This window comes from Cryobacterium sp. LW097 (assembly GCF_002205495.2).
Classification (GTDB): domain Bacteria; phylum Actinomycetota; class Actinomycetes; order Actinomycetales; family Microbacteriaceae; genus Cryobacterium; species Cryobacterium zongtaii.
On record NZ_CP021992.1, the window covers coordinates 116,480 to 142,180 of the forward strand.

General features: G+C 68.2%; 22 protein-coding genes and 1 rRNA gene. 12 read left to right on the top strand and 11 right to left on the bottom strand.

Features of this window, described 5'->3' with window-relative positions:
• Window positions 1-63 precede the first annotated feature (63 nt).
• The 4 genes from B7495_RS00530 to B7495_RS19215 all read left to right on the top strand — a co-directional run bounded on the left by B7495_RS00530 (window position 64) and on the right by B7495_RS19215 (window position 6,014).
• The gene (locus B7495_RS00530) at window positions 64-2,592 is read left to right on the top strand and encodes an MMPL family transporter (protein ID WP_088454867.1); all 2,529 of its coding nucleotides are present in this window, start codon (window positions 64-66) and stop codon (window positions 2,590-2,592) included.
• 154 nt (window positions 2,593-2,746) lie between these two features.
• Window positions 2,747-3,730 (top strand): porphobilinogen synthase, encoded by a 984-nt coding sequence (gene hemB, locus B7495_RS00535; RefSeq protein ID WP_370028290.1) that lies wholly within the window; start codon window positions 2,747-2,749, stop codon window positions 3,728-3,730.
• Window positions 3,727-5,058 (top strand): glutamate-1-semialdehyde 2,1-aminomutase, encoded by a 1,332-nt coding sequence (gene hemL / locus B7495_RS00540; protein WP_088454869.1) that lies wholly within the window; start codon window positions 3,727-3,729, stop codon window positions 5,056-5,058. The genes hemB and hemL overlap by 4 nt, the downstream gene beginning before the upstream one ends.
• Window positions 5,059-5,234: 176 nt before the next feature.
• Window positions 5,235-6,014 (top strand): hypothetical protein, encoded by a 780-nt coding sequence (locus tag B7495_RS19215; protein ID WP_174776207.1) that lies wholly within the window; start codon window positions 5,235-5,237, stop codon window positions 6,012-6,014.
• A gap of 20 nt (window positions 6,015-6,034) precedes the next feature.
• On the opposite strand, the gene B7495_RS00550 is transcribed toward B7495_RS19215, so the two are convergent.
• The 7 genes from B7495_RS00550 to B7495_RS00580 all read right to left on the bottom strand — a co-directional run bounded on the left by B7495_RS00550 (window position 6,035) and on the right by B7495_RS00580 (window position 11,885).
• The gene (locus tag B7495_RS00550) at window positions 6,035-6,616 is read right to left on the bottom strand and encodes a helix-turn-helix domain-containing protein (RefSeq protein ID WP_088454870.1); all 582 of its coding nucleotides are present in this window, start codon (window positions 6,614-6,616) and stop codon (window positions 6,035-6,037) included.
• A gap of 87 nt (window positions 6,617-6,703) precedes the next feature.
• Window positions 6,704-7,270, bottom strand: coding sequence for a dienelactone hydrolase family protein (locus B7495_RS00555; protein WP_088454871.1), 567 nt, complete (start codon window positions 7,268-7,270; stop codon window positions 6,704-6,706).
• Between the two features lie 37 nt (window positions 7,271-7,307).
• On the bottom strand, window positions 7,308-7,688 hold the full coding sequence (locus B7495_RS00560) for a DUF1304 domain-containing protein (RefSeq protein WP_088454872.1): 381 nt from the start codon (window positions 7,686-7,688) through the stop codon (window positions 7,308-7,310).
• A 49-nt stretch (window positions 7,689-7,737) separates the two neighbouring features.
• Window positions 7,738-8,751, bottom strand: a complete 1,014-nt coding sequence (locus B7495_RS00565) for an MDR family oxidoreductase (protein ID WP_088454873.1) — start codon at window positions 8,749-8,751, stop codon at window positions 7,738-7,740.
• 69 nt (window positions 8,752-8,820) lie between these two features.
• On the bottom strand, window positions 8,821-9,660 hold the full coding sequence (locus B7495_RS00570) for an ABC transporter permease (protein ID WP_240632326.1): 840 nt from the start codon (window positions 9,658-9,660) through the stop codon (window positions 8,821-8,823).
• The gene (locus B7495_RS00575) at window positions 9,657-10,559 is read right to left on the bottom strand and encodes an ATP-binding cassette domain-containing protein (protein ID WP_088454874.1); all 903 of its coding nucleotides are present in this window, start codon (window positions 10,557-10,559) and stop codon (window positions 9,657-9,659) included. Before B7495_RS00575 ends, B7495_RS00570 begins: the two co-directional genes overlap by 4 nt.
• A gap of 99 nt (window positions 10,560-10,658) precedes the next feature.
• A complete protein-coding gene (locus B7495_RS00580; protein WP_088454875.1) occupies window positions 10,659-11,885 on the bottom strand; it encodes a cysteine desulfurase-like protein in 1,227 nt (408 codons plus the stop codon).
• A gap of 184 nt (window positions 11,886-12,069) precedes the next feature.
• Between B7495_RS00580 and B7495_RS00585 the strand changes: the two genes are divergently transcribed.
• Window positions 12,070-12,369: a hypothetical protein gene (locus B7495_RS00585; protein ID WP_088454876.1), complete on the top strand. Its 300-nt coding sequence runs from the start codon at window positions 12,070-12,072 to the stop codon at window positions 12,367-12,369.
• Here the strand turns inward: B7495_RS00585 and B7495_RS00590 are convergent.
• Window positions 12,344-13,555, bottom strand: coding sequence for an MFS transporter (locus tag B7495_RS00590; protein WP_088454877.1), 1,212 nt, complete (start codon window positions 13,553-13,555; stop codon window positions 12,344-12,346). The genes B7495_RS00585 and B7495_RS00590 overlap by 26 nt on opposite strands.
• A gap of 164 nt (window positions 13,556-13,719) precedes the next feature.
• Window positions 13,720-14,619: a rhodanese-related sulfurtransferase gene (locus tag B7495_RS00595; protein WP_088454878.1), complete on the bottom strand. Its 900-nt coding sequence runs from the start codon at window positions 14,617-14,619 to the stop codon at window positions 13,720-13,722.
• Between the two features lie 86 nt (window positions 14,620-14,705).
• Here B7495_RS00595 and B7495_RS00600 point away from each other — a divergent pair, with 86 nt between their 5' ends.
• From B7495_RS00600 to B7495_RS00625, 6 genes are all read left to right on the top strand, one after another.
• Window positions 14,706-15,242, top strand: coding sequence for a YbhB/YbcL family Raf kinase inhibitor-like protein (locus B7495_RS00600; RefSeq protein WP_088454879.1), 537 nt, complete (start codon window positions 14,706-14,708; stop codon window positions 15,240-15,242).
• A 201-nt stretch (window positions 15,243-15,443) separates the two neighbouring features.
• Window positions 15,444-17,273 carry an HNH endonuclease signature motif containing protein gene (locus B7495_RS00605; protein ID WP_151199499.1) on the top strand — a complete coding sequence of 610 codons (1,830 nt, stop codon included), beginning with the start codon at window positions 15,444-15,446 and terminating at the stop codon, window positions 17,271-17,273.
• 170 nt (window positions 17,274-17,443) lie between these two features.
• Entirely contained in the window at window positions 17,444-18,538 is a 1,095-nt protein-coding gene (locus B7495_RS00610; protein ID WP_240632327.1) for an alpha/beta hydrolase, read from the top strand.
• 100 nt (window positions 18,539-18,638) lie between these two features.
• On the top strand, window positions 18,639-19,385 hold the full coding sequence (locus tag B7495_RS00615; RefSeq protein ID WP_088454882.1) for a nucleoside phosphorylase: 747 nt from the start codon (window positions 18,639-18,641) through the stop codon (window positions 19,383-19,385).
• Window positions 19,385-20,692, top strand: a complete 1,308-nt coding sequence (locus tag B7495_RS00620; protein ID WP_088454883.1) for an amidohydrolase family protein — start codon at window positions 19,385-19,387, stop codon at window positions 20,690-20,692. The genes B7495_RS00615 and B7495_RS00620 overlap by 1 nt, the downstream gene beginning before the upstream one ends.
• Window positions 20,693-20,701: 9 nt before the next feature.
• Window positions 20,702-21,280, top strand: coding sequence for a thioesterase family protein (locus B7495_RS00625; protein ID WP_240632328.1), 579 nt, complete (start codon window positions 20,702-20,704; stop codon window positions 21,278-21,280).
• A 3-nt stretch (window positions 21,281-21,283) separates the two neighbouring features.
• Here the strand turns inward: B7495_RS00625 and B7495_RS00630 are convergent, their stop codons facing one another.
• Window positions 21,284-21,844, bottom strand: a complete 561-nt coding sequence (locus B7495_RS00630) for an SRPBCC domain-containing protein (RefSeq protein ID WP_088454885.1) — start codon at window positions 21,842-21,844, stop codon at window positions 21,284-21,286.
• A gap of 75 nt (window positions 21,845-21,919) precedes the next feature.
• Window positions 21,920-23,479, bottom strand: coding sequence for an NAD(P)/FAD-dependent oxidoreductase (locus B7495_RS00635; protein ID WP_088454886.1), 1,560 nt, complete (start codon window positions 23,477-23,479; stop codon window positions 21,920-21,922).
• A gap of 547 nt (window positions 23,480-24,026) precedes the next feature.
• Between B7495_RS00635 and B7495_RS00640 the strand changes: the two genes are divergently transcribed.
• A 16S ribosomal RNA gene (locus B7495_RS00640) occupies window positions 24,027-25,549 on the top strand.
• The last annotated feature ends 152 nt before the right edge of the window (window positions 25,550-25,701 follow it).

A 25,701-nucleotide genomic window follows, 5' to 3' on the forward strand; every position in this document is an offset into this window, starting at 1 on the left:
TCCCGATGACGCGATGCGAGTTCCCCTCCCGTCACTAGGCAAACACGAAAGAACCTGAGGATTATGGCATCCCTTCTCTACCGACTCGGTCGGTTCTCCGCCCATCGGGCCTGGCTGGTCATCGTCGCGTGGGTGGTCATTCTCGGCCTCGCCGGCGGCGCCTTCGCCCTCTTCGGTGGCACTCTCACCTCGGCGGTGAGCATCCCCGGCACCGCCACCCAGAAGGTGAGCGACGAGCTCGCCGAGAAGTTCCCCGCCGCCAGCGGTGGTCGGGGCTCCGTCGTCTTCACCACCACCGACGACACGGCGTTCACGGCCGAGCAGAAAACGGCGATCGGCGAGCTGCTCGCCGACACCGTCGAGCTCGACAACGTGACGTCGAGTACCAACCCCTTCGACACGCAGGCGCAGATCGACGGCCAGGCGCAGCAGATCATCGACGGCCGCCAGCAGATCGTCGACGGAACGACCCAGATCGATGCCGGGCAGGCGCAGATCGACGCGGCCACCGCCCAGCTCGCTGCCGGTCAGGCACAGCTCGACGTCGCCCGCAGCCAGGCGGAGGCGGCCGGACAACTCGCCGCCGCCCAGCCGGCGCTGGATGAGCAGCAGGGCCAGCTTGACGCCGGCGCGGCGGCCATCGCCGAGCAGCAGGCCACTCTCGACGCGGGCCGCACCGCCCTGGAGACGCAGAGCACCACCCTGGAACAGGGCTCCGACCTGCTCGACCTGGCCGCGGGCATCCGCCAGGTATCGGACGATGAGACGACCGCGGTCGCGAGTCTGCAGTTCGACACGTCGCTCAACCAGGTTCCCGCCGAGTCGAAGGAGGCGGTTGTCGAAGAGATGGAGAACGCCCAGATCGACGGCGTCGTCGCCGAGGTGTCCAACGAGATCGCCGCCAGCATTCCCGAGATCCTCGGCCCGGGCGAGATCGGCGGCGTGATCATCGCGGCCGTCGTGCTGTTCGTCATGCTCGGCACACTGATCGGTGCGGGTCTTCCGCTGGTGAACGCGCTCATCGGCGTCGGTGTCGGCGTGCTCGCGTCGCTCGCCCTGTCCGGCAGCGTCGAGATGCTCTCCGTCACCCCGGTCCTGGGCGTCATGCTCGGGCTCGCGGTCGGCATCGACTACTCGCTCTTCATCCTCAACCGGCATCGCACCCAGTTGCGCAGAGGGGTAGAGCTGCAGGAGTCGATCGGACTGGCGAACGGCACCTCCGGCAACGCCGTGGTGTTCGCCGGCGCCACCGTGCTCATCGCCCTGCTCGCCCTCAACCTCACCGGCATCCCGTTCCTGGGCCTGATGGGCACCGTCGGCGCCGTCTGTGTCTTCGTGGCGATCCTCGTCGCGATCACCCTGACGCCGGCGCTGCTGGGCCTGGTCGGCGAGAAGATCCTCACCAAGAAGGCACGCGCGCACATCGGCACCCCCTCCGCCAAGGTCTCGGCGCCGATCAAGCCGATGAACACCCTGCGCGCCGTCGTGACCGTGATCGCGGGCATCGCCGTGCTGCTGATCGTGGCAATCCCCGCGCTGTCCATGCGCCTGGGGCTCCCCGCCGGCTCGTCCGAGCCGCTGGACTCGAGTGCGTACCGGGCCTACAAGCTCGTCGACGACAAGTTCGGCGCCGGCGTCAACGGCCCGCTGCTCGTGGTCGCCGACCTCGAGACGGCCATCACCGACGACGAGCTCATCGCCGAACAGGTGCGCATCGGAACCGCGCTGAAGGCGGAGAACGACGTCGTCGCGGTCGCACCGATCGGTGCGTCGGACGACGACCTGCTGCTCGCCTTCCAGGTCATCCCCGCGGATGGGCCGAACAGCGAGTCCACCGAGCAGCTGGTGCGCGACCTGCGAGGCCTCGACATCGACGGGGTCAGTTCCCTCGGCGTCGCCGGCAACGCATCCGGCAACATCGACGTCAGCGAGAAACTCGCCGACGCTCTGCCGCTGTACCTGCTCGTGGTCGTCGGACTCTCGTTGATCATCCTGATCTTCGTGTTCCGCTCGATCCTGGTGCCGATCACCGCGACCCTCGGCTTCGTATTGTCGTTGTTCGCCTCGTTCGGCGCGATCACGGCGGTCTTCCAGTGGGGCTGGCTCGGAGCGCTGTTCGGCATCCATGACCCGGGGCCCATCCTGAGCTTCCTGCCCATCCTGGTTGTCGGCGTGCTGTTCGGCCTGGCGATGGACTACCAGCTGTTCCTGGTCAGCGGCATGCGCGAAGCGTACGCCCACGGCGCACCGGCCCGGATGGCCGTGCAGCGCGGTTTCCACGCCGGCCGCACGGTGGTCATCGCCGCGGCGCTGATCATGGCCTCGGTCTTCTCCGGTTTCGTGTTCTCGAACTCGGTGATGATCCAGTCGATCGGCTTCGGGCTCGCCATCGGCGTGCTCCTGGACGCCTTCGTGGTGCGGTTGCTCATCATCCCGGCCGTGATGCACCTGCTGGGTGACGCGGCCTGGTGGCTGCCGAAGTGGCTGGACCGCATCCTGCCCAACGTCGACGTGGAAGGCGCATCGCTCGAGCGCACGCACCCGGTGCACCCGGCGGATGAGCCCGAGCTCGTCACCACCCCGCGCGTCTAAGCACGCACCCCGCTCGGCCCACGGCGCGGCTCGATCCCTCACGGATCGGGCCGCGCCGTTTCCGCACCCTGCTGGCCACGCCCCTTGGCCACACTCCCTGGCCCGCCCTCCCCAGGCCCGCGCACTCAGGCTGGAGGCCTAGGCTGGTCGGGTGATAAACCCCGTCATCCGCCCGCGACGACTGCGCAGCACCCCCGCACTCCGCCGCCTGGCCAGCGAAACCCGTGTCCACCCCGCCGAGCTCGTTCTGCCGCTCTTCGTGCGTGAGGGCAACGAGTCCACCCCGATCTCGTCGATGCCGGGCATCGTGCAGCACAGCGTCGACGGCGCCCGCCGCGCCGTGGCCGAGGCCGCCGCGGCCGGCATCGGGGGAGTGATGCTCTTCGGAGTCCCCGCCGTGCGCGATGCCACCGGCACCGGCGCCACCGATCCAGACGGCATCCTCAACGTCGCCACCCGCGCCGTGGTCGCCGAGGTGGGCGATGCCCTGGTGGTGCAGACCGACCTGTGCCTGGACGAATTCACCGACCACGGCCACTGCGGTGTGCTCGCCGCCGACGGTTCCGTCGACAACGACGCCACGCTGCTGCGCTACAACGACATGGCGCTGGCGCAGGCCGAGGCCGGCTCGGCGCTGCTGGGCCTGTCCGGCATGATGGACGGCCAGGTTGCCTCCGTGCGCGCCACCCTCGACACCGCCGGCTACGCCGACACCGCCGTGCTGGCCTACTCGGCCAAGTACGCCTCCGCCTACTACGGCCCGTTCCGCGAGGCCGTGCAGTCCACCCTCGTCGGCGACCGCCGGACCTATCAGCTCGACCCCGCCAACCGCCGCGAGGGCGTGCGCGAGGCCCGCATCGACATCGATGAGGGCGCCGACGTCGTCATGGTCAAGCCAGCAGGCAGCTACCTCGACGTGCTCGCCGAGGTCGCCGCGATGAGCGAGGTCCCGGTCTGGGCGTACCAGGTCTCCGGCGAATACGCCATGATCGAGGCCGCCGCCGCGCAGGGTTGGATCGACCGCCGCCGTGCCATCGAGGAGTCGGTGCTCAGCATCCGCCGGGCCGGCGCCGACGCCATTCTCACCTACTGGGCAGTCGAACTCGCCGCCTGGCTCACCGAAACGGATGCCCGATGACGCACACCACCCACAACGACGAACTCTTCGCCCGCGCCCAGCTCTCCATCCCGGGCGGTGTCAACTCGCCGGTGCGCGCCTTCCGCTCGGTCGGCGGCACCCCGCTGTTCCTGGTGAAGGCGGCCGGCGCCTACGTCACCGACTCCGACGGCCGGGAGTATGTCGACCTGGTCAGCTCCTGGGGTCCGGCGATCCTCGGACACGCGCATCCCGCCGTCGTCGGCGCCGTGCAGGAGGCCGCCGCACTCGGGCTCTCCTTCGGGGCCTCCACCCCTGGCGAGACCGTGCTGGCCGAGCTGATCAAGAGCCGGGTCGGCGCGATCGAGAAGCTGCGCCTGGTCTCCACCGGAACCGAGGCCACCATGACGGCCATCCGCCTGGCCCGCGGCTTCACCCAGCGTGACCTGCTGATCAAGTTCGCCGGCCACTACCACGGCCACTCCGACGGTCTGCTGGCCGAGGCCGGCTCCGGCCTGGCCACCCTCGCGCTGCCCGGCTCGGCCGGCGTCACCGCGGCCACCGCGGCGCAGACCCTGGTGCTGCCGTACAACGACCTGGGCGCCGTGCGCGCCGCGTTCGAGGCGTACCCCGGTCAGATCGCCGCGGTGATCACCGAGGCCGCCGCCGCGAACATGGGCGTCGTCGCCCCGGATGCCGGCTTCAACGCGGCCCTCTGCGACCTCGCCCACGAATACGGCGCGCTGCTCATCGTCGACGAGGTCCTCACCGGCTTCAGGGTGCACCCGGGCGGCTACTGGGCGTTGCAGGCCGAGGACGGCGAGAGCTACACGCCGGACCTGTTCACCTACGGCAAGGTCATCGGCGGCGGCCTGCCGGTCGCCGCGCTCGGTGGCCGGGCCGACGTGATGGATTTCCTCGCCCCGGCCGGGCCGGTTTACCAGGCCGGAACGCTCTCGGGCAACCCGGTGGCCGTGGCCGCCGGCATCGCCACCCTCACCGCGGCCGACGGCCACGTGTACGAGCGACTGAACGAGACCGCCCAGCTGCTCTCCGAGGCCGTCTCCGGTGCGCTCTTCGCCGAGGGAGTCGCGCACAGCGTTCAGCACGCGGGTAACCTGTTCAGCTTCGTCTTCGGTCAGGAAGCCGCGATCACGCCGCCGCGCAGCTACGCCGAGGTGCAGCGCCAAGAAACCTACCGGTACGGGCCGTTCTTCCACTCCATGCTCGAAAGCGGCATCTCCCTGCCGCCGTCGGTGTTCGAGGCCTGGTTCGTCTCCGCCGCGCACGACGGCGACTCGATCGGCAAGATTCTCGAGGCACTGCCGGCCGCGGCCAAGGCGGCCGCCGAGGCGCGTCCGGCAGCCTGAATCGGGAGCCACCCGCTGACTGTTGCCGAATCGGACAATTGCGCCCGGCGCACCGGGCGCAATTGTCCGCACGGGCAACAGATGCGGCTCGTCTAGGGGCACTCCAGCGCGGCGGCGTTACGTCTTTGTGAGGTAGCGACAGGAGGTTTTCCAACCGGACCCGGCAGACTGGGGGAATGGCTTCCTTGCGCGTACATCCCGATCGGCTGGAGATTCACCTGACGGCCGCGGAAAAGACGCTGGCGTTCCGCCGAGAAGACGTGGTGATCCAGCGTGAGAACATCCGATCGGTGACGATCACGGATGATCCGTGGATTTGGGTGCGCGGCATCCGCGCCCCTGGCGCCCTCGTGCCGCTGGTCCTGGCCGTCGGTGTGTGGAAGTTCCACGGCGGCAAGGACTTCCTGGCCATCAAGCGCCGGCGCCAGGCCGTCGTGATCGACCTGATCGGCGACGACTTCGCCCGGGTGATCCTGTCGACCAACCACGCACCCGACCTCATCGCCTCGCTCAAGCTCGAGGCCACCGACGCGCGGGACGTGCCGGAGCTCGACGAGCCGGCCAAGCCGGTCAAGCCGGTCAAACGGGTGCGAACCCCCAAGGCCGTCAAGCCCGTCGAGACGAGTCATCCCGTGGACGCTGCTGCGCCGGTGAAGCCGGCCCGGCGGGCCAGGCCCGGCAAGGCCGTCGGAACCGTCGAACCGGCCGAGACCGCCGAGACGATTGAGCCGGCCGCTCCGGTCAAGCCCGCCCGACGGGTCGGGACAGCCAAGCCCGTCACGGTCGTCGAACCGGCCGAAGTGGTCGAGGCCGCCGAACCCGCCGTTGCGGTCAAGCCCAAGCGCACGTCTCGCGCCAAGGTGGCCCCTGTCGCCGAGAGCGACGTTGAGGTGACCGCTGAGCCGGCCGCCGAGCCGGTGGATGAGCCGGTCGAGTCGCCGGAGGCCACCGCCTAGGTCGCCCGGGTCGAGAGGGGTCAGCGAATGGTGCTGGCCCGCACGTGGATGCGCTCGCCCGTCTGGCCGAACAGGCTCAGGATCTCCGTAGGCTCCGGCCCCGCGCTGCCGAAGGCGTGCGGCACCCGAGTGTCGAACTCCGCGACCTCGCCCACGCCGAGGATCATGTCGTGGTCGCCCAGCATCAGGCGCAGGCGACCGCTCAGCACGTAGAACCAGTCGAATCCCTCGTGGCGGCGCTGCTCGAGTTGCTCGTCGCCGGTGCGCCCGGGGATGGTCACCTTGAACGCCTGCAGGCCGCCGGCGGTGCGGCTCAGCGGCACGAAGGTGCGGCCGTGGCGGGTGAACGGGCGTTGATCCAGCCGCGGGTCGTCGGTGGCGGGAGTGTGCACCAGGTCGTCGATGGTCACGTCATGGGCGCTCGAGAGAGCGAGCAGCAGTTCCAGGGTGGGCTTGCGCTGCCCTGACTCCAGGCGGGAGAGGGTGCTCTCGGAGATTCCGGTGGTCGCGGAGAGCTGGGCCTGGGTGCGGCCGCTCTGCAGGCGCAGCTCACGCAGCCGGGCACCCACGGTTTGGGCCACGGATGGCGGGTCAGAGGTCATCCCCCCATCGTGCCACTACTCGCGAAAGCGGTCTTGTGGCTGCCACAGCCGGCGGAAGCAACCGAGTGCCCGCTCTCGCGGCCATACTCAGGCGAGGCGGTCGAGGAACTCGATAGTTCGCGCCAGGATGAGCTCGGCGATTTCCTCGTCATATTCGTTCAGGCTGGGGTCGGCGACCAGGTGGGCGGAGCCTGGGTAGATGTACAACTCGGCCGCACCGGCATCCTCGGCGAGTTCCTCGACTTCGAGCAACTCGACCCAGTCGTCCTCCGCGGTCACGTGCAGTTGCAGCGCTGCCGTGGCGGGCCAGTCCGAACCGAACATGGCGGCCGGAACCCCGCCGTGGTACAGGATCGCGCCGAGAGCACCTGGGCGGGTCTGGGCGAGCTTCTGGGCCGGCAGGGAGCCGAGCGAGAAGCCGGCGTAGACAGTGTCCGCGGGCATCGCATCCGCTGCCCGTTCGCCACGCTCGATGATGGTGTACACGCCGGTCTTCTCGGCGTGCGCGACACCGGCGTCGAGGGTGTCGAAGGTGAGCCCGTCGTAGAGGTCGGGCACGACCACGTCGTGGCCGGCGTCCCGCAGGCGCTGGGCGAAATCTGCCACCCCGTCGGTGAGGCCCTGCGCGTGGTGAAAGAGGATGACGTGGGTCACAACGGTCCTTTCGGCACGGTCCGGCCCGGTCGGGAACCTAGGCGGACAGGAAGAGGATGAATCCGATCAGCGGCAGCGTACCCTGCGTGAGGGCAGACCTGACCCTGCCCGGCCCCGAGGTGGTGAGAACGATGGCGGCGACGAACATCGACGCCGAGCTGAACAGGATCAGGGCCGCGCCGGCCTGCTCGGGGCCGCCGAAGTACAGGAACAGCCCGAGGACGGCGCCCACCGCCAGAAAGAGATTGTAGAAACCCTGGTTGTAGGCCAGGACTCGGGTGGTCTCCGCCTCGGTCTGGCTGGCCAGGCCGAAGCGCCGCCAGATCTTCGGCCGGGTCCACCAGGCACTCTCCATCAGAAAGATGTAGACGTGCAGCACCGCTGCGAGAGCGATGAAAACGGATGCGATGATGGCCATTCCGTCAGCCTAGCCGGGCGTTTACCGTCGCGGCAGGTGTCAGCAGGCGTCAGCGCAACACGTCGACGACGGTGCGGCCGTGGACCCGGCCGGCCAGGATGTCTTCGGCGGCCGCGAACGACTGCTCGAGGGTGATGACCGAGGTCAGGCTGTCAAGCAGCTCGAGGTCGAGGTCGGTCGAGAGGTGCGCCCAGGCCTCCTCGCGAAGGGGGAGGGGAGCCTCGACCGAATTGATGCCGGCCAGGGTGACGGCGCGCAGGATGAACGGCATCACGGTGGTCGGCAGGTCGGCACCCTGGGCCAGCCCGCAGGCGGCCACCACCCCGCCCTGGTTGGTCTGGGCGAGGATGTTGGCGAGGGTGAAGCTGCCGACGGAGTCGATCGCGCCGGCCCAGCGCTGGGTCTGCAGGGGCTTGCCGGCCTCGTCGAGGGTGTGCCGGTCGAGGATCTCGGCGGCGCCGAGACCGCGCAGGTAGTCCCCGAGCTCGTTCCCGCGGCCGGTGGAGGCGACCACGTGGTAGCCGCGCGCCGCGAGCAGCGCGATGGCGATCGACCCGACGCCGCCGGCGGCGCCGGTCACGAGGACATCTCCGGAGTCGGGGGTCACGCCACCGCGTTCGAGGGCGAGCACCGCGAGCATGGCCGTGAAGCCGGCCGTGCCGATGGCTGCGGCGCGCTGGGCACTCACGGCCTTCGGCAGGCGCACCAGGGAGCCGCCGGAGACGCGGGCGCGTTCGGCGAGGCCGCCGTGGTGGCTTTCGCCGATCCCGGCGCCGTTGAGGATGACGTGGTCGCCGGCCGCCCAGCGTGGGTCGTTACTGGACTCGACGGTGCCGACCAGGTCGATGCCCGCGATCAGCGGCCAGACCCTGGCCACGCCGGGCTTGCCCATCAGGGCCAGGCCGTCCTTGTAGTTGATGCTGGAGAATTCCACCGCCACGGTGACATCGCCGTCCATCAGCGCAGCGTCACCGAGCGTGGTCAGGGCCGAGGACTGGGTGCGGGTGCCCGACTCGTCCTCGGTGCGGGTGACGACGATCGCGCGGAATTCGGTAGCAGGCATGCCTTCACCCTAGACCCGCCGGATGTGCCGGATCCGGTCCGGCACCGGGCCTTTCTGCCCGAAGCGCCCTTAGGTGACGTCGCGCTTCCAGCTGATGAAGTAGCCGCCTACGGTGGCGGCCAGCCCGTAGGCCAACAGCACCAGGCCGCCCTGCCAGCTGGTGAGCACGGCCATGCCCGGGCTGGTCAAGGCGTAGAAGCTCTCCCCCACCAGGGCGTCAGAGGCGGCGCCCGGCAGGAACTTGCCGATGTCGGCGGTCACCTCGGTGAACGTCGCGGCGAAGCGCAGCAGTGGCTCGACGAACTGGGTGAACGCGAGCACGATCACGATCGACGCGACCTGGCTCGGCACGAGCACGCCCAGGCCAACACCGATCACGGCCCAGAGCGCCATGGCGAGCACTGTACGGCCGATCAGGGCCCAGGTTTCGCCGTCGGCGAGCAGCGGGTCCACGCCGAAGCCACCGAGAACCAGCGCGCCGACACCGACGGATGCGGCCAGGCCGACCACGCCCAGCGCCGCACCCACCACGAACAGGGCGATGGTCTTGGCGCCAAGCACCCGGCCGCGCTTCGGGGTGGCGAGGAAGGTGGGGGTGAGGGTCTGGTGCCGGAACTCGCCCGTGGTGGCCAGGGCGCCCAGCAGCACCGGGAAGACATACCCCACCGAGGAGGCGAAGCTGTAAATCAACAGGGGCACGCTGCCCAGGCTGGTCAGGTCGGCACCGCCGCCGCCGGCGTTCATGGCGTCGGGGGTGATGGCGCCGCTGTCCAGGCCGCCGAACAGGGCGGCGAGGCCGCCGGCCAGCAGGGTGATATAGCCGAAGAGCACCAGCGCAAGGATCCACCACATCCGGGTGGTCAGGATCTTGCTGAATTCGGCGGCCACGGGGCGCAGGATCAGGTTCACAGCGAGTCGCCTCCTTCGACGAGGGCGAGGAAGGATTCTTCCAGGCCCGCCTTCTGCCGGTGCAGTGCGTTCAGTTCCACGCCCGCGGCGAAAGCTATGTGCCCCACCCGGCCGGGGTCCGGCACCGCGACGATCAGGCCGGTGCGGCCGGAGGTAAAGGGCAGGCCGGCCTCGGTGAGGGCCGCGATGAGGGCGTCCCGGTCCGGGGAGTCCACGATGACCTGCGGCGCGATGTTGGTGTCGAGGCTGGACAGCGGGCCCGAGTGCACCAGTTCACCCTTGGCGATGATGATCACGTCGTCGACACTCTGCTGCACCTCGCTGAGCAGGTGGGAGCTGACCAGCACGGTGCGTCCCTCTGCGGCCATGCTGCTGAGGAAGCCGCGGATCCATTTGATGCCTTCTGGATCGAGGCCGTTGATCGGTTCGTCGAGCACCAGCACGCCGGGGTCTCCCAGCAGCGAGTAAGCCAGGCCCAGTCGCTGGCGCATACCCAGCGAGTACCCGCCGACCCGCTGACCGGCGTGTTCGGCCAGGCCCACCGTGTGCAGCACCTCGGCGACCCTGGTGCGGGGGATCCCGGCGGCGATGGTGTACACGCCCAGGTGATGGGCTGCGGTACGACCCGGGTGGAAGCTGGCGGCTTCCAGCGCCGCCCCGACGGTGTGCAGCGGTCGGGGCAGGTCACGGTAGCGCAGGCCCCCGAAGGTGGCGGTGCCCGATGTGGGGGCGACGAGGCCCAGCAGCATCCGCAGCGTGGTGGTCTTACCGGCGCCATTCGGGCCGAGGAAACCGGTGACCCGGCCGGGCTCGACGGTGAAGGACAGGTCATTGACCGCCGTGACCTGGCCGAACTTCTTGGTGATGCTGGTGAATTCGATGACAGCGCCGATTGGCATCCGAGTCCCCTCTATCGCTCGATGCCCAGCCTATGGGGAAAACGAGCCGGTCCGCCTGGGTTTTCCGGGCGCGGGTGAGTCAACCTTGGCCGAATGCGGTCAGCGGAGCACAAAATCCGTGATCGCCGCCAGCAGCACATCGATCTCGCCGGGGGTGCTGTACGGGGCCAGGCCGATGCGCAGCGCGCCGGCCTCGCCCAGGCCCAAGTGCCTGGAGGCCTCCAACGCGTAGAACGAGCCGGAGGGCGCGAGGATCCCACGCTCGAACAGGAACTCGGTGGCGTCGGCGGCACTCCGGCCCGCGAAGCCCACCAACACCGTGGGGGTGCGCTCGACGGCCCGGGAATACACCGTAACGCCGGGCAGGGCGGCCAGCCCGGACTCCAGCCGGTCGCGGAGGGAATCCTCGTGGGCCTCGGCCAGTTTCAGCGAGGAGCGCAGCAGCGCCCGGCGGCTGATGCTCGGCCGCGCCGCCACCCCGGTGGCCAGCTCGCCGAGCCCCGCGAGGAAGTCGACGGCGGCGCTCACCCCGGCCAGGGTCTCGTACGGCAGGGTGCCGAGTTCGAAACGCTCCGGCACCACATCCGTCGATGGCAGCAGCTTGTCGGGGTGGATACCGGCCAGCAGCGCCGGGTCCGCCGCGAGCACTCCGCAGTGCGGGCCGAAGAACTTGTATGGCGAGCAGACGAAGAAGTCCGCGCCGAGCACGGCGAGGTCCACGAAAGTGTGCGGCACGTAGTGCACGCCGTCGACGAAGAGCAGCGCCCCGGCCTCGTGCACCACCGCGGCGATCTCGGCGATCGGCGGCCGCGTGCCGATCAGGTTGGAGGCGGCGGTCACCGCCACGAGGCGGGTGCGGGCGGTGAGCACCGCGGCCACCGCGGACGCGGGCAGTTCACCGGTCTCCGGGTCGAAGTCCACCCAGACCACGGTGGCGCCGGCGCGGTCGGCGGCCTGCAGCCAGGGGCGGATGTTGGCGTCGTGGTCGAGCCTGGACACCACGATCTCGTCGCCGGGCGCCCAGTCGCGCGAGAGGTGGCGGGAGAAGTCGTAGGTGAGCTGGGTGGCGCTGCGTCCGTAGACGATGCCGTGCGGGTCGGCGCCGAGCAGGTCGGCCATTGCCGAACGGAATCCCGTGACGGCGTCGTCGGCGTTCCGCTCCGAGAGGCTGCGGCGGCCGCGGATCGACAGCGGGCCGGTGAGGGTGTCGAGGATGGCCTGTCCGACGCCGAGCGGGGTCTGCGTGCCGCCAGGGCTGTCGAAGTGCACGGTTCCGGCCGAGAGGGCGGGGAAATGGGCGCGGATCGATTCGACGTCGTAGGTCACCCTGCCATCCAAGCATTGATCCGGTGACCGCCGCCGCCGCTGACGCCGACGCCGACGCCGAACTACCATGGCGCCATGCCAGAGACCCCGGCGGTGCCCTCCGGACGCCGGCGCGTCTCGCCCGGGGTGCGCTTCTGGCGCTGCCCGGACGGCTGGACGCTGCCCGGCGGGCACCGGGTGGGCTGTGCTGGGCTGGCTGCTCGCGGCCTACGGGCTCTACCTCCTGCTCTACCTGGGCCTGGCCGTGCTGGTGTTCACCGGTCACAACCGGGCCCGGGTGGTGGCGATGTCATTCGCCTCGGTGAGCATCCTGCTCTCCTTCGCCGACTACGCGCTCAACGGTGCCCAGATCACCCTGCGCACCTCGCTGGTTAGCGTTACCATCGACATCCTGATTCTGCTGGCGCTCTCCAGCACCCAAGCGCGTCACTATGCCAGTGCCCGGGGTGTGAGCCGGATCAGGCGACGGGAACGTCGGCCGTGACGAGCGGACGTGCGCTCGCCGGGGCATCCGCCGGCACCAGGACGTTGCGGCGGGTGGCGGCGACTATCATCACGATCGCGGCGGCCGCGGTGATCGCGGCGCCGGCCCAGAGCGGTGAGGTGTAGCCCAGGCCCACGCTGATGGTGATGCCGCCGATCCAGGCGCCGATGGCGTTGCCCACGTTGAACGCGGCGATGTTGGCGCTGGAGGCCAGGGTCGGAGCGGTGTCGGCGTAGAGCATGATGCGGGTCTGCAGCCCGGGAACCGTTCCGAAGCCGAAGCCGCCCATCAGCACGAGGGCAATCACGGTGGCGACGGGGTTCGCTGCGGTGAGGGCGAAGAGCGCCATCACCACCGTGAGTCCGATCAACAGCACCACCAGGGTGGGATCGAGCCGCCGGTCGGCGGCCTTGCCGCCGAGGATGTTGCCCACGAACAGGCCGGCGCCGAAGACCACGAGCAGCCACGGAACGGCCGCGCTGGAGAAGCCGCTCACCTCGGTGAGCGTGTAGGCGATGTAGGTGAAGGCGCCGAACATGCCGCCGAAGCCGAGCACCGTCACCACCAGGGAGAGCCAGACCTGGCTAGACCGAAAGGCGCGGAGTTCGCCGCGCAGGTTGCTGACGTGCGCGGTGTCGTCGGTGGCGCGGGGCACGAGGGCCACGATGCCAGCCAGGGCGAGCACGCCGATCACGGTGATCGCCCAGAAGGTGGCCCGCCAGCCGAAGCTCTGGCCGATGAAGGTGCCGAACGGCACGCCGAGAACGTTGGCGAGGGTGAGGCCGGTGAACATGATGGCGATGGCGCCGGACTTCTTGCTCGGCGGCACCAGGCTGGCGGCGACGACGGCGCCGATGCCGAAGAAGGCGCCGTGGCAGAGAGCGGCGATGATGCGGCCGAGCAGCATGATCGAGTAGCTCGGGGCGAGTGCCGAGATCAGGTTGCCGATGATGAAGAGCACCATCAGTCCCACCAGAACGTGTTTGCGGGGCAGCCGGGTCACCGCGGCGGTGAGCAGGATGGCGCCGACGGCGACGCTGAGGGCGTAGCCGGAGATGAGCCAGCCGGCGGCGGCCTCGGTCACGGCGAAGTCGGCGGCAACCTCGGGCAGCAGGCCGGCGATGACGAACTCGGTCAGGCCGATCCCGAAGCCGCCGAGGGCGAGTGCGATCAATCCAATGGGCATGCGGAAATTCCTTCAAGGGTGCGGAGGTGCGCGGGCCGTTGGTCGAGCCTGTCGAGGCCACGCGCTGGTAGTTGCAGGCGCGTCATAAATAATTGCACACGCTAGGTAAGTGCGCAAGCAACTACTTTTTGCGAGCAAGCGGATGCGTGGCCGGGCTGATTTGCTCAGGCCGCGTGCGCCGCGCAGGCCGGGGCGGCCACGGCCACGCAGTCCGGGCAGGCCACCAGCTGCTCCCGGCAGGACAGGTCCCGGCAGTTGAGCATGTTCTTGGTGCCCGCGCCGCAGACCTGGCAGTGGCCGAGAACGGTGGCGTGGCCGCTGAAATCCACCGACATTCGCTGGTCGAACACGTAGAGCGAGCCGTCCCAGAGCCCGTCGTCGCCGTAGACCTCGCCGTAGCGCACGATGCCGCCCTCGAGTTGGTAGACATCGCCGAAGCCACGGTCCTTCATCAGTGACGACAGCACCTCGCAGCGGATGCCGCCGGTGCAATACGTCACCACAGGCTGGCCCTTGAGGTGGTCGTACTTGCCGCTGTCGAGCTCGGCCGCGAACTCGCGGGTGTTCGCCACATCCGGCACCACGGCACCCCGGAACCTGCCGATCTCGGCTTCGAAGGCGTTGCGGCCGTCGAAGAACACCACGTCGTCGCCGCGTTCGGCCACGAGGGCGTGCAGTTCGGCCGGGGCCAGGCGGGTGCCGCCGCCCACGACGCCGCCGGCATCCACGGTGAGGGCCTCTGGCGAGCCGAAGCTCACGATCTCGTCGCGCACCTTCACCACCAGCCGAGGGAAGTCCAGGCTCGCCCCGGACTCGTCGAGGCCGGTTCCCTCACTCCACTTGAAGTCGATCTCCGCGAACGGTGCGTACTGACGGGTCTTGCGTACGTAGCGCTTGAGGGCGGGCAGGTCGCCGCCCACGGTGCCGTTCAGGCCGTCCTTCGAGATCAGGATGCGGCCGCGCAGGCCCAACGACTCGCAGAGGTCGCGCTGCCACAGGCGGATGGCTTCGGGGTCGCTGAGCGGAGTGAAGACGTAGTAGAGCAGGATCTTCGGAATGGCCACCCCCACATTTTAGGCGGCGGCGAGGGGCGCGAGGCGGCCCACGTAGGCTGAGCCAACCAGACCGCCACCAGATCCTTGGAGTGTGCATGACCACGATCGATCCCTTCGCCCGTTTCGGCGAGGTGCCCCAGTTCAACCTGACCAGCTCGGTGATGACCGACGGTGGCCCGCTGGCCGCCGCCCAGTACGGCGTCGGCGCCGGCGGTCAGGATGTCTCGCCCGACCTGCACTGGAGCGGCTTCCCGGCCGAGACCCAGAGCTTCGCACTCACTGTGTTCGACCCGGATGCCCCGACCGGTTCCGGGTATTGGCACTGGGCGGTTTTCAACATCCCCGCCGACGTCGACAGCCTGCCCACCGGTGCCGGAGTCGCGAACTCGGTGCTGCTGCCCGCCGGTGCCGTCGTCATGCCCAACGAGATCCGCCAGCCCACCTTCATCGGCGCCGCGCCGCCGCGCGGAACGGGCACGCACCGCTACCAGTTCGTGCTGCACGCCCTCGACGTCGCAGACCTCGGCGTCGACCCGCAGGCCACCCCGGCCGTGCTCGGCTTCAACGTGCACTTCCACACCCTGGCCCGCGCCGTGCTCGAGGCCACCGGAGTCGCCGGAGGCGCCGCCTAGCCGATCCCGACAACCCTCTATCTCCTCGGGCGGCAGGTCGCTCGTCCGTTTGCCATCCTCGACAACGTGCCCATTCCGTCGGTCGAGCCTGTCGGGACCCTCGCTGCCCGTCCGCTTTGACTCAGAACTGTGTTCGATGTTTGCTCAAGTTCTTGTTGACATTTCCTCGCATATAAGTCCGATTTGTGAGAGAATGGGGGTATGGACGACGAGCTGGATAGTGGCTCCACCGCACCGACGGGAATGACTCCCACCTGGTCGAACCTGCACGACTGGAACACCGGCCTGTCCGGTCCGGATCCCCTCCCGGCCGCGGATGCCGCCAGTCTGAGCGGCACTTCCGACACGAAGACCGCCGCCGCCGCCGGCCCTGCGGCCGGCCCCGCGACGGGCTCGAGCCGGGCCGGTCGGGGTCCGTCTAAGCCGCGGCCCGAGTGGCGGGATCCGGCCGAGCTGCCAGGGGTGCAGCGCGCGCACACCGGTGCGTTCGGTCAGAAGCTCCAGGCCCTGGATGATGCGGCGCGGATGGTGATGGCGGTGATGGACTCCATTGACGTGAACGCCCTGAGCGACCCTGAGGTGGTCGCGTTGACGCAGATGGTCGAGCGCACCGGCCGGCCGGTGGATGCCGCCCGGGTGGCCACCGCGACCGTGGTGGGTTACCGGTCCCGCAGCGGGCTGGGCACGGAGTCGTTGGCCTGGCGGTTGGGGGCGTCGCACCAGAATGATCTGCTGATCGGGCTGACCGGCACGTCGGTGCCGGAGATGAAACGACGCGTGTCCCTGGGCGAGAAGGTCGCCCCGCGGATGCTGGGCGGCACGGTCCTCGAGCCCGAGTTCCCGTTCGTGGCCGCAGCCTTGGCGGCCGGGGAGATCGGTCTTGATGCGGCGGAGAACATCGTGAAGGGCCTGGCCGACTACAAGGTGCACGGCCGCTTCGACGCGGACCAGTCGCTGGTGGACGGCGGTGAAGCCGAGCTGGTGGAGTCCGCGACCGGGTCCGTGTTCGCCCGCACCCCCGGACCCGGCGACAGCGCCACCGCCACCGCCACCGATGCCGATGACGCCGACACCGGCGCCGGCGCCGGCGCCGGACAAGTCTGCACGGGGCCGGTCCGGCGTCTGGGTGCGTCGGCGGGGTTCACGTTCCCGGCGGACCGGATTCGGGAGATGGCGGCGACGTGGCAGGCGGTGTTGAACCCGGACGGGGCCGCGCCCACCGCGGAGATCCTCGAGGCCAAATCCACGTTCTCATTCGGCAAGCTCAGCCAAGGCCTGCACCCGCTGCGCGGCGGGGTGACCCCGGAGCTCAAGGGCATCATGCAGACCCTGTTCAACACGTTCCAGTCCGCGCGCAGCGCTCCCGCGTTCCCGTCCGCGGAGGAGCAGCAGCGTATCGAGGCCGGCGAACTCGTGCCCGGCGAGATCCTCGACGAGCGCGACGGCGGCCAGAAACGCGCCGATATTCTCCGCGGCATCCTGGTCCAGGTCGCCCAAGACCCTCGCACCCCGACCATGGGCGGGATGCCGCCGACGGTGATGGTGCACGTGAACGCAACCGACCTGATCAACGGGGTCGGGGTCGGTTGGATCGACGGCGTCGAGGGGCCGATCTCGATGAAGACGATCAACCAGATGGTCGACAACGGCGGCTTCCGGCCGATCTTCTTCGGCGGCACCGGCGCCGTCCTCGCCCTCGGCGATAAGGTCCGGTGCTTCACGCCGCTGCAACGCAGGGCGATCACCGCCCGAGACGGCGGCTGCATCATCCCCGGCTGCACCTGCCCACCGCAATGGACCGAAGTCCACCACGTGCAGCCGTGGCAAAACGGCGGCCCCACCAACGTGAGCAACGGGGTGCTGCTGTGCTGGTATCACCACCACAACATCGACACCTCCGGGTGGCACATCCGCATGGTCCTGGGCATGCCCGAAGTCAAAGCCCCCCACTGGATCGACCCCACCGGAACCTGGCGAAAACCACCCCAACACCGGGCCCACGACCCCAAATACCGCCGGCAAGACGAGTAGCCGCGGCTGATGCAAGGGGACGGTCGATTCGAGCCACGTGAGAGATTCTCAGGTCATCTCATGGTTGCGCGCCTATCTTCTACACGCGGCAAAAAACGATGCAAGCGCTACCAACGCCAGTCGGCACTTCGAAGCCGCTTCCGGTAGCGCCACGTCGGCAGTAAGGCACCATGTTTCACTCGTCCCCCCACTCCAGCACCAGCTTCGACCCCGCTGCCGGCCCCTCCGCGGACTCGCACCTCACGCACCGGGAAACCGGCCTGTCCAGGGTGCCGGTGTGGCTCTGGAAAGCGATCATGACGCGCATCGCGCCGGGCGAACTGCACAAGTTCAACGCCGACCCGATCGACGACGTCGACTACCACTTCGACCTTGACTACGTGGGCGACGGCATCCGTGATCACCGCCTCGACGTTCTCGTGCCGCACGAGCACCACGACGGTCACCCCGACAGCCACGACGTGACCAGGCCACCGAGCCCGCTGCCCGTCTACATCTACTTCCACGGCGGCGGCTGGACCTCCGGCGACAAGGCGCCGCTCACCAAGTACGCCGCCAGCCAGGCGGTCGAGGGCATGGTGGTCGTCAACGCCAACTACCGCATGGCCACTCGATTCAAGATCGGCCACATGCTCGACGACGCCAACGCTGTGCTCACCTGGGTCCAGCGCAACATCGTCGAATACGGCGGAGACCCCACCCGCATCGTTCTCGGCGGCGACTCGGCGGGCGGGCACATCGCGGCCCTGCTCACCGCCGCGGCCAACGACGACACCCTCGCCGCGCACTACAACCTCGACCTGCCGATCGAGGCCGGCCACCTGCGCGGACTCGTGCAGCACTGCAGTATCGCCGACTTCTCGGTCATGTTCGAGCGCGGCTTCGTGCTCAGCCTCAACTTCCTGCGGATGCTGCTCCCCGAACGCAGCCCCGGAATGTCTCTGCGCGACGCCGCCCGATTCCTCTCGCCCATCGAGTGGCTCGACAAGGGCTTCCCGCCGGTCTTCATCACGACCTCCGAGCGCGACTACTTCTACCGGGCCAACCTCAACTTCATCGAGGCCCTGCGCCGACGGTCCATCCTGGCGGACACGGTGATCTACGGCCGGCACCGCACCAACACCCGGCACACCTGGCAGCAGGACGCCCGGCACCCCGAATCGCAGGAGGTCTACCGCCGTCTGGGTTCATTCGTGCGCAAGGTGGCGGCGCTGCCCGCCCAGGCTCGGTCCACGCCTGCTCAGGCCGAGCCCGCCCTGGCCTAGCTCCCCGGCCGGCGCGGGTCTGCGCGGGTCTGCCCGGGCATGGTAGACAAGTTCGACACTTGCCAGGCCATTCGGGCCGCGCCAGCCACGAGGAGCACACATGAGCCAGGCCGACACGTTCCCGGTGACCGGGCTCCCCAAGACCGGGCTACCCACCCGCGCCCTCGTCGTCGGTGACCCGTTCCGGGCCGAGCAGATCTCCCACCTGCTCGACAACGTGCGCGAGGTCGCCCACCAGCGTGAGTATCGCTCGTTCGTCGGTGACTGGAACGGCAGCACCGTCGTCGTCTCCTCGCACGGTGTGGGCGCCCCCGGCGCCATCTGTCTGTTCCAGGAGCTGATGGATGCCGGCGTGGACACCATCATCAGGCTTGGCACCGCCGGAGCCCTGCTGCGTGGCATCGGCGACGGCGACCTGATCATCGCCGAGTCCTGCGTGCGCGACGACGGCGTCACCCACCAGCTGGTGCCGGAGAGCTACCCGGCGGCCGCGAATCCCGAGGTCGTGATCGCACTGGCCGAGGCAGCCCTGCGGCACGACGCCCCCCACCACCGCGGAATCGTCTGGACCCGGGCGGCCTTCTACCCGGGAATCATCGATCTCAACCAGGCCGGTTACGTCAAGCTCGGCGTGCTCGCCATCGAAATGGAACTCTCGGCCCTGCTCGTGCTCGCCTCCACCCGCGGCGTGCGCGCGGGCGGCGGCCTCGTGATCGACGGCGCCACCGCCGACGACCTCGTCGACACCACCGGATACGACCCGCATCGCACCGTCGTGGCGGATGGCGTCAGTCGCGGCATCTCCGTCACCCTCGACGCCCTCGTCGCCCTGCCGGAGCTCGTCTGATGGCCACCGACCACGTCGACCTGATCCTCACCGCGGATGCCGTGCTCACCGTCGACGCCGCTGGCACGATCATCGAGGCCGGCGCCGTCGCCATCCGTGCCGGGATCATCGTCGGCGTCGGGCCGGCCGCCGACCTGCTCGCCCGGTACGACGCGGCGGAGGTGCTCGAGAGCCCGGGCTGCGTGATCGCCCCCGGCTGGGTGAACACCCACAGCCACTTGGCCATGAACCTGTTCAGGGGCGCGGCCGACGACGTCACCCTCGAGGTGTTCCTCGAGCGGATGGTCGGCGCCGAACTCGCCACCCTCAGCGCCGAGACTGTCGCCGTCGGCACCAGGGCCGGGATCGCCGAGTGCCTCTTGGGCGGCACCACCACGGCGCTGGACATGTACTGGTTCCCGCGGGCCAGCCGTGCTGTCGCGGCGGAGGCCGGATTCCGGCTACTGAACGGCCCCACCTTCCTCGGCAACGCGGACCCCGAGGGCCGCGACTTCGCGGGCATGCTCGAGGAAGCCAGATCGATCCTCACCGACAACCGCACCGAGTCGCCCGACGACGACCTCTGGGTGATGCCCCACTCGGCCTACACCCTCAGTAGCGACCAGCTGGAGAGCATTCGGGAGCTGGCCGCCTCGCGCGGCGCCCGCATCCACACGCACGCCTCTGAGAGCCTCGGCGAACTGGCGCTGACGGTTCAGGTCAACGGTGACCGGCCGGTCGCCGTGCTCGATGCGGCCGGGCTGCTGACCAACCACACCGTCCTGGCCCATGCCGTGCACCTCACCGACGACGAGGTCACCCGCATCGCCGCCAGCGGCGCCGCCGTGGCGCACTGCCCGATGTCGAACCTCAAGCTCGGCTGCGGCATCGCCCGGCTGCCCGAGCTGTTGCAGCACGGCGCCGCCGTGGGCTTGGGCACCGATGGGGCCGCCTCCGCCGGTTCCCTCGACATGTACGCCGCCGTGCGGATGGCCGCGCTGCTGCACAAGGGCACCAGCAACGACCCCACCATGATCAGCGCCGAACGCGCCGTGCGGCTCGGCACCGTCGACGGCGCCCGCGCCCTCGGTCTGGCCGACGTGGGCACGATCGAGCCCGGCATGCAGGCCGACCTCCAGGTCGTGCGCATCGACACACTGAACAGCAGGCCCGGCCGTGACCCATGGTCTGCGCTGGCCTACACGGCCACCGCCACCGACGTGCGACACGCCGTGGCCCGCGGCCGGATTGTGCTGCGCGACAGGGTGCTGCAGACCATCGACGAGACGTCGGCCCTGCGCGAGCTGTCGGAGGCCGCCGCCCGCTAGCATCATCGGGTGCACATGTTCTTTCGAACCCTGCTCCACAGCCTGCTGTCGCGCTTCGGCCCACGCCTCGGGCACTACGACGTCGCCCGCACGCGGTTCATCACCCTGCCCACCGACCAGGACATCCTGCGGCACATGAACAACGGCGTGTACCTGTCGATCATGGACATCGCCAGGTTCGACATGCTGCACCGCACCGGAATCTGGGCGATCTTCCAGGCCAAGGGCTGGTATCCGGTGGTGGTGGCCGAGACCATCAGTTTTCGCAAGTCACTGACGCTCGGCCAGCGGTTCACCGTCGAGTCGCGCATCCTGGGCTTCGACGACAAGGCCGTTTACGTCGAGCAACGCTTCGTGCGGCCCGTTGAGGGCCCGGATGCGAGACCGGGCGACGTCGAGGTCTACGCCCGCGGCTTCATCCGCGGCCGGTTCCTCAAACGCACGGGAGGCGTGGTCACCATCGACGAACTCACCGACGCCGTCGGTGCCGTGCCCGCCGACGTGAGCGTGCCCGACTGGCTGCTCGAGTGGAGCGCCGACGTGGCCATGCCGGCTACCCGGGCGCCGGCCCCCAGCATCTGGGAGTAGTGGCTAGGCGCGGTCCTCGCTCGCTGGCGCAGGGGTGGGCTTGGGCACCAGGAGCTCTTGATAGTGACTCTGCAGCGCGGGGTAGTACTTGCTGAACGACGGCAGCGGGTGGTGGGTGCGGGAGGCGACGAGCCTATCGAGGTAGTAGTCCCAGACCGGCCCGAACGTGGCGGCCTCGGCGGGGGAGTGCAGCCGCAGCCCGAAGGTCAGCACGGTCTTGCCGGATCCGCCCGACAGATGCGCCATCACCCGCCAGGCATCCTCGCCCTCGCCGATGTCTAGCGCCAGCTTCTTGAACTCGACACATTCCAGAATGCTCACGTACTCCCACTGCGAGTCGTTCTTCGATTCCATCCGGAACCGCACGGCCCCGGTGCGAGGGGACCCTGTGTAGGTGCCGATCCAGCCGTGCAGGCCCTCGGGTTTGGTCACGGCCTCCCACACCGACTCCGGGGCCGCAGGGAAGATGCGGTCGAAGAGCAGGTAGAGCCCGTCCTCCCGGTGGGCGAACCGCCCTGTGGCGTGGGCGACGTCCGGCGGACCGGGCAGGGGCTGGGTGGGCATGGTGACCTCCACGTTGAGTGAAACACGAGCCTTCCCTCTGAGGCTATGCCTAGTTCGAGGCCGCCGCCAGAGTCCTCAGTCGCTCTCGAGCACGGCCATGGCAGCGTTGTGCCCGCCGAGTCCGCTGACCCCGCCGCCGCGTCGAGCGCCGGCTCCGCAGAGCAGAATCCGCGGATGCCGGGTAGCCACGCCCCAGCGCTGGGCGGCGGTGTCCCTGGGTGCGTCGTCTTCCAGGAACGGCCAGGACAGGAGCCCGTGGAAAATGTCCCCGCCGGGCAGGTTGAGCGCCGACTCGAGGTCCGCGGTGGTCTTGGTCTCGATGCACGGCCTGCCGTCGGCATCCCGGAGCAGCAGGTCCTCGATGGGTTCGGCCAGCACCGAGTTGAGGGAGGCCAGGACGGCGGCCTGCAACTGGGCCCTGACGGCGGTGTTGTCCAGGCGGGTGAGCCGGTCGGGGGTGTGCAGGCCGAACACCGTGAGGGTCTGCGCGCCGGCCGCCACCAGTTCCGGCGAGAGGATGCTCGGATCGGTGAGGGAGTGGCAATAGATCTCACAGGAGACCAGATCGGGGACCCGGCCCGCACCGGCCTGCCGATACGCGTCCTCGAGCTGGCTGAGCGTCTCATTGATGTGAAAGGTTCCGCCGAACGCGGCCTCGGCCGACACCGACGCATCCAGCAGGCGGGGGAGGCGACTCAGCAGCAGGTTCACCTTCACCTGGGCGCCCTCGGGCTTCACGGTGTCCGGTGTGCGTTCACCCAGCAGGCCGTCCAGCACCCACGGCGCCACGTTCGCCAGCACGTGGCTTCCCACGGTGCTCTCGTCCCGGTGTTCATGCCGGTAGCGCACGGTGCCGTCCGGATCGATGCCGGTGACCTTTGCGCTCGTCAGGATGCGCACACCGGCCTGGCGGGCCACCCGCTCCAGCTCCCCGGTCACCGCACCCATGCCGCCGACGGGTACGTCCCAGTCCCCGGTGCCGTTTCCGATCGAGTGGTAGAGAAAGCAGCGGTTCGCATCCAGTGACGCGTCATGCACCGAGGTGAACGTGCCGATCAGGCCGTCGGTGGCCACCACCCCGCGCACGAGGTCGGAGCCGAATCGCCGGTTGAGCAGGTCGCCGAGCGGATGCTCGATGAACTCGTCCCACAGGGCGTCGTCACCGACCAGCCGGCGGGCCTCTGACCGGGTGGGCAACGGCTCGCATACCGTGGGGAACAGCGCACGGGCCAGATGCCCCAGGTCGCCACCGAGTTGCTGCCACCCCGCGATGTCCGCCCCGGCTCCAATCCTCTCGAAGGAGGCCCGCGTCGCCTCGGCATCGCCCGCATCCACCAGCAGGCCGGTCGCCGGGTTGGCCGGATCCGGGGTGTACGACGAGTACCGCCGCCGTGCCAGCTCGATCGACAGGCCGAGCTCGTCGATGATGCGGGCAGGCAGCAGGCTCACCAGGTACGAGTACCGGGACAGACGGGCATCCACCCCCGTGAAGGCGGCGGCCGATACCGCTGCTCCGCCCACGTGGTCGTCCCGTTCGAGCACCAGCACACTCCGCCCGGCTTTGGCCAGATAGGCCGCGGCGGTGAGGCCGTTATGGCCGCCTCCGACGATCACGATGTCGTGTGTGGAGTCCATGTTAGAGCCCTTCTCAAGCGCCGATGCTGGTCTGTCGACCCTATCCTCGCCGGGGCGACACGCCCGGGATGCGGATGGGATTTGCGACCCCCCCAGAATCCCCGTAATGTCATCTCTCGTCACCCCACAGGTTCGGAAAGCCGAAGAGCTACCGGCCTCAAGCGGGACCAAATCCAAGCAGAAAAGAAAGCGATTCTTCGCTTTGTACAGCTTGATGAAGTTTGCTTCGAATTTCCTAACCGAAATCCAAGCAGACAACAAGAACAAACATCGAAGTGCCCCGGAGCGACAGCCATTAGGCCTGAAGTCGGGTGCGTCCGATCCTTGAGAACTCAACAGCGTGCACAATGTCAAATGCCAAAAACCTCGGTCGTAGGGTCCCTTTCTAGGGGATACCGCGAAAGAGATTCCTTTGGAAAACATTTAAACAACAAAGCAAGTCAGTAATGATTTGTTCTGTCAGTTTCAAACTTGCTGATTGTTCGCCTATTCCGGTGGCTTTCGGCACTAGATGTGCCCATCACTTCGGTGGTGAGGCTATTAAACATTTACGGAGAGTTTGATCCTGGCTCAGGACGAACGCTGGCGGCGTGCTTAACACATGCAAGTCGAACGGTGACGAGGGAGCTTGCTCCTTCTGATCAGTGGCGAACGGGTGAGTAACACGTGAGTAACCTGCCCTTGACTCTGGGATAAGCACTGGAAACGGTGTCTAATACCGGATACGAACTTCAGCCGCATGGCTAGGAGTTGGAAAGAATTTCGGTCAAGGATGGACTCGCGGCCTATCAGCTAGTTGGTGAGGTAATGGCTCACCAAGGCGACGACGGGTAGCCGGCCTGAGAGGGTGACCGGCCACACTGGGACTGAGACACGGCCCAGACTCCTACGGGAGGCAGCAGTGGGGAATATTGCACAATGGGCGCAAGCCTGATGCAGCAACGCCGCGTGAGGGACGACGGCCTTCGGGTTGTAAACCTCTTTTAGTAGGGAAGAAGCGAAAGTGACGGTACCTGCAGAAAAAGCACCGGCTAACTACGTGCCAGCAGCCGCGGTAATACGTAGGGTGCAAGCGTTGTCCGGAATTATTGGGCGTAAAGAGCTCGTAGGCGGTTTGTCGCGTCTGCTGTGAAAACCCGAGGCTCAACCTCGGGCCTGCAGTGGGTACGGGCAGACTAGAGTGCGGTAGGGGAGATTGGAATTCCTGGTGTAGCGGTGGAATGCGCAGATATCAGGAGGAACACCAATGGCGAAGGCAGATCTCTGGGCCGTAACTGACGCTGAGGAGCGAAAGCATGGGGAGCGAACAGGATTAGATACCCTGGTAGTCCATGCCGTAAACGTTGGGAACTAGATGTGGGGACCATTCCACGGTCTCCGTGTCGCAGCTAACGCATTAAGTTCCCCGCCTGGGGAGTACGGCCGCAAGGCTAAAACTCAAAGGAATTGACGGGGGCCCGCACAAGCGGCGGAGCATGCGGATTAATTCGATGCAACGCGAAGAACCTTACCAAGGCTTGACATATAGAGGAAACGGCTGGAAACAGTCGCCCCGCAAGGTCTCTATACAGGTGGTGCATGGTTGTCGTCAGCTCGTGTCGTGAGATGTTGGGTTAAGTCCCGCAACGAGCGCAACCCTCGTCCTATGTTGCCAGCACGTAATGGTGGGAACTCATGGGATACTGCCGGGGTCAACTCGGAGGAAGGTGGGGATGACGTCAAATCATCATGCCCCTTATGTCTTGGGCTTCACGCATGCTACAATGGCCGGTACAAAGGGCTGCAATACCGCAAGGTGGAGCGAATCCCAAAAAGCCGGTCTCAGTTCGGATTGAGGTCTGCAACTCGACCTCATGAAGTCGGAGTCGCTAGTAATCGCAGATCAGCAACGCTGCGGTGAATACGTTCCCGGGCCTTGTACACACCGCCCGTCAAGTCATGAAAGTCGGTAACACCCGAAGCCAGTGGCCAAACCCGCAAGGGATGGAGCTGTCGAAGGTGGGATCGGTGATTAGGACTAAGTCGTAACAAGGTAGCCGTACCGGAAGGTGCGGCTGGATCACCTCCTTTCTAAGGAGCACAGCAGTGCCGTCTGTATACAGCGGAGTAACACTGCCAAGTCATACGAAGACGAATGTTCTTCGATGGCGCTCATGGGTGGAACATTGACATTGATACAGAAACAGAACAGTTGAACTCAGTACGCTCCTTCGGGGGTTGGA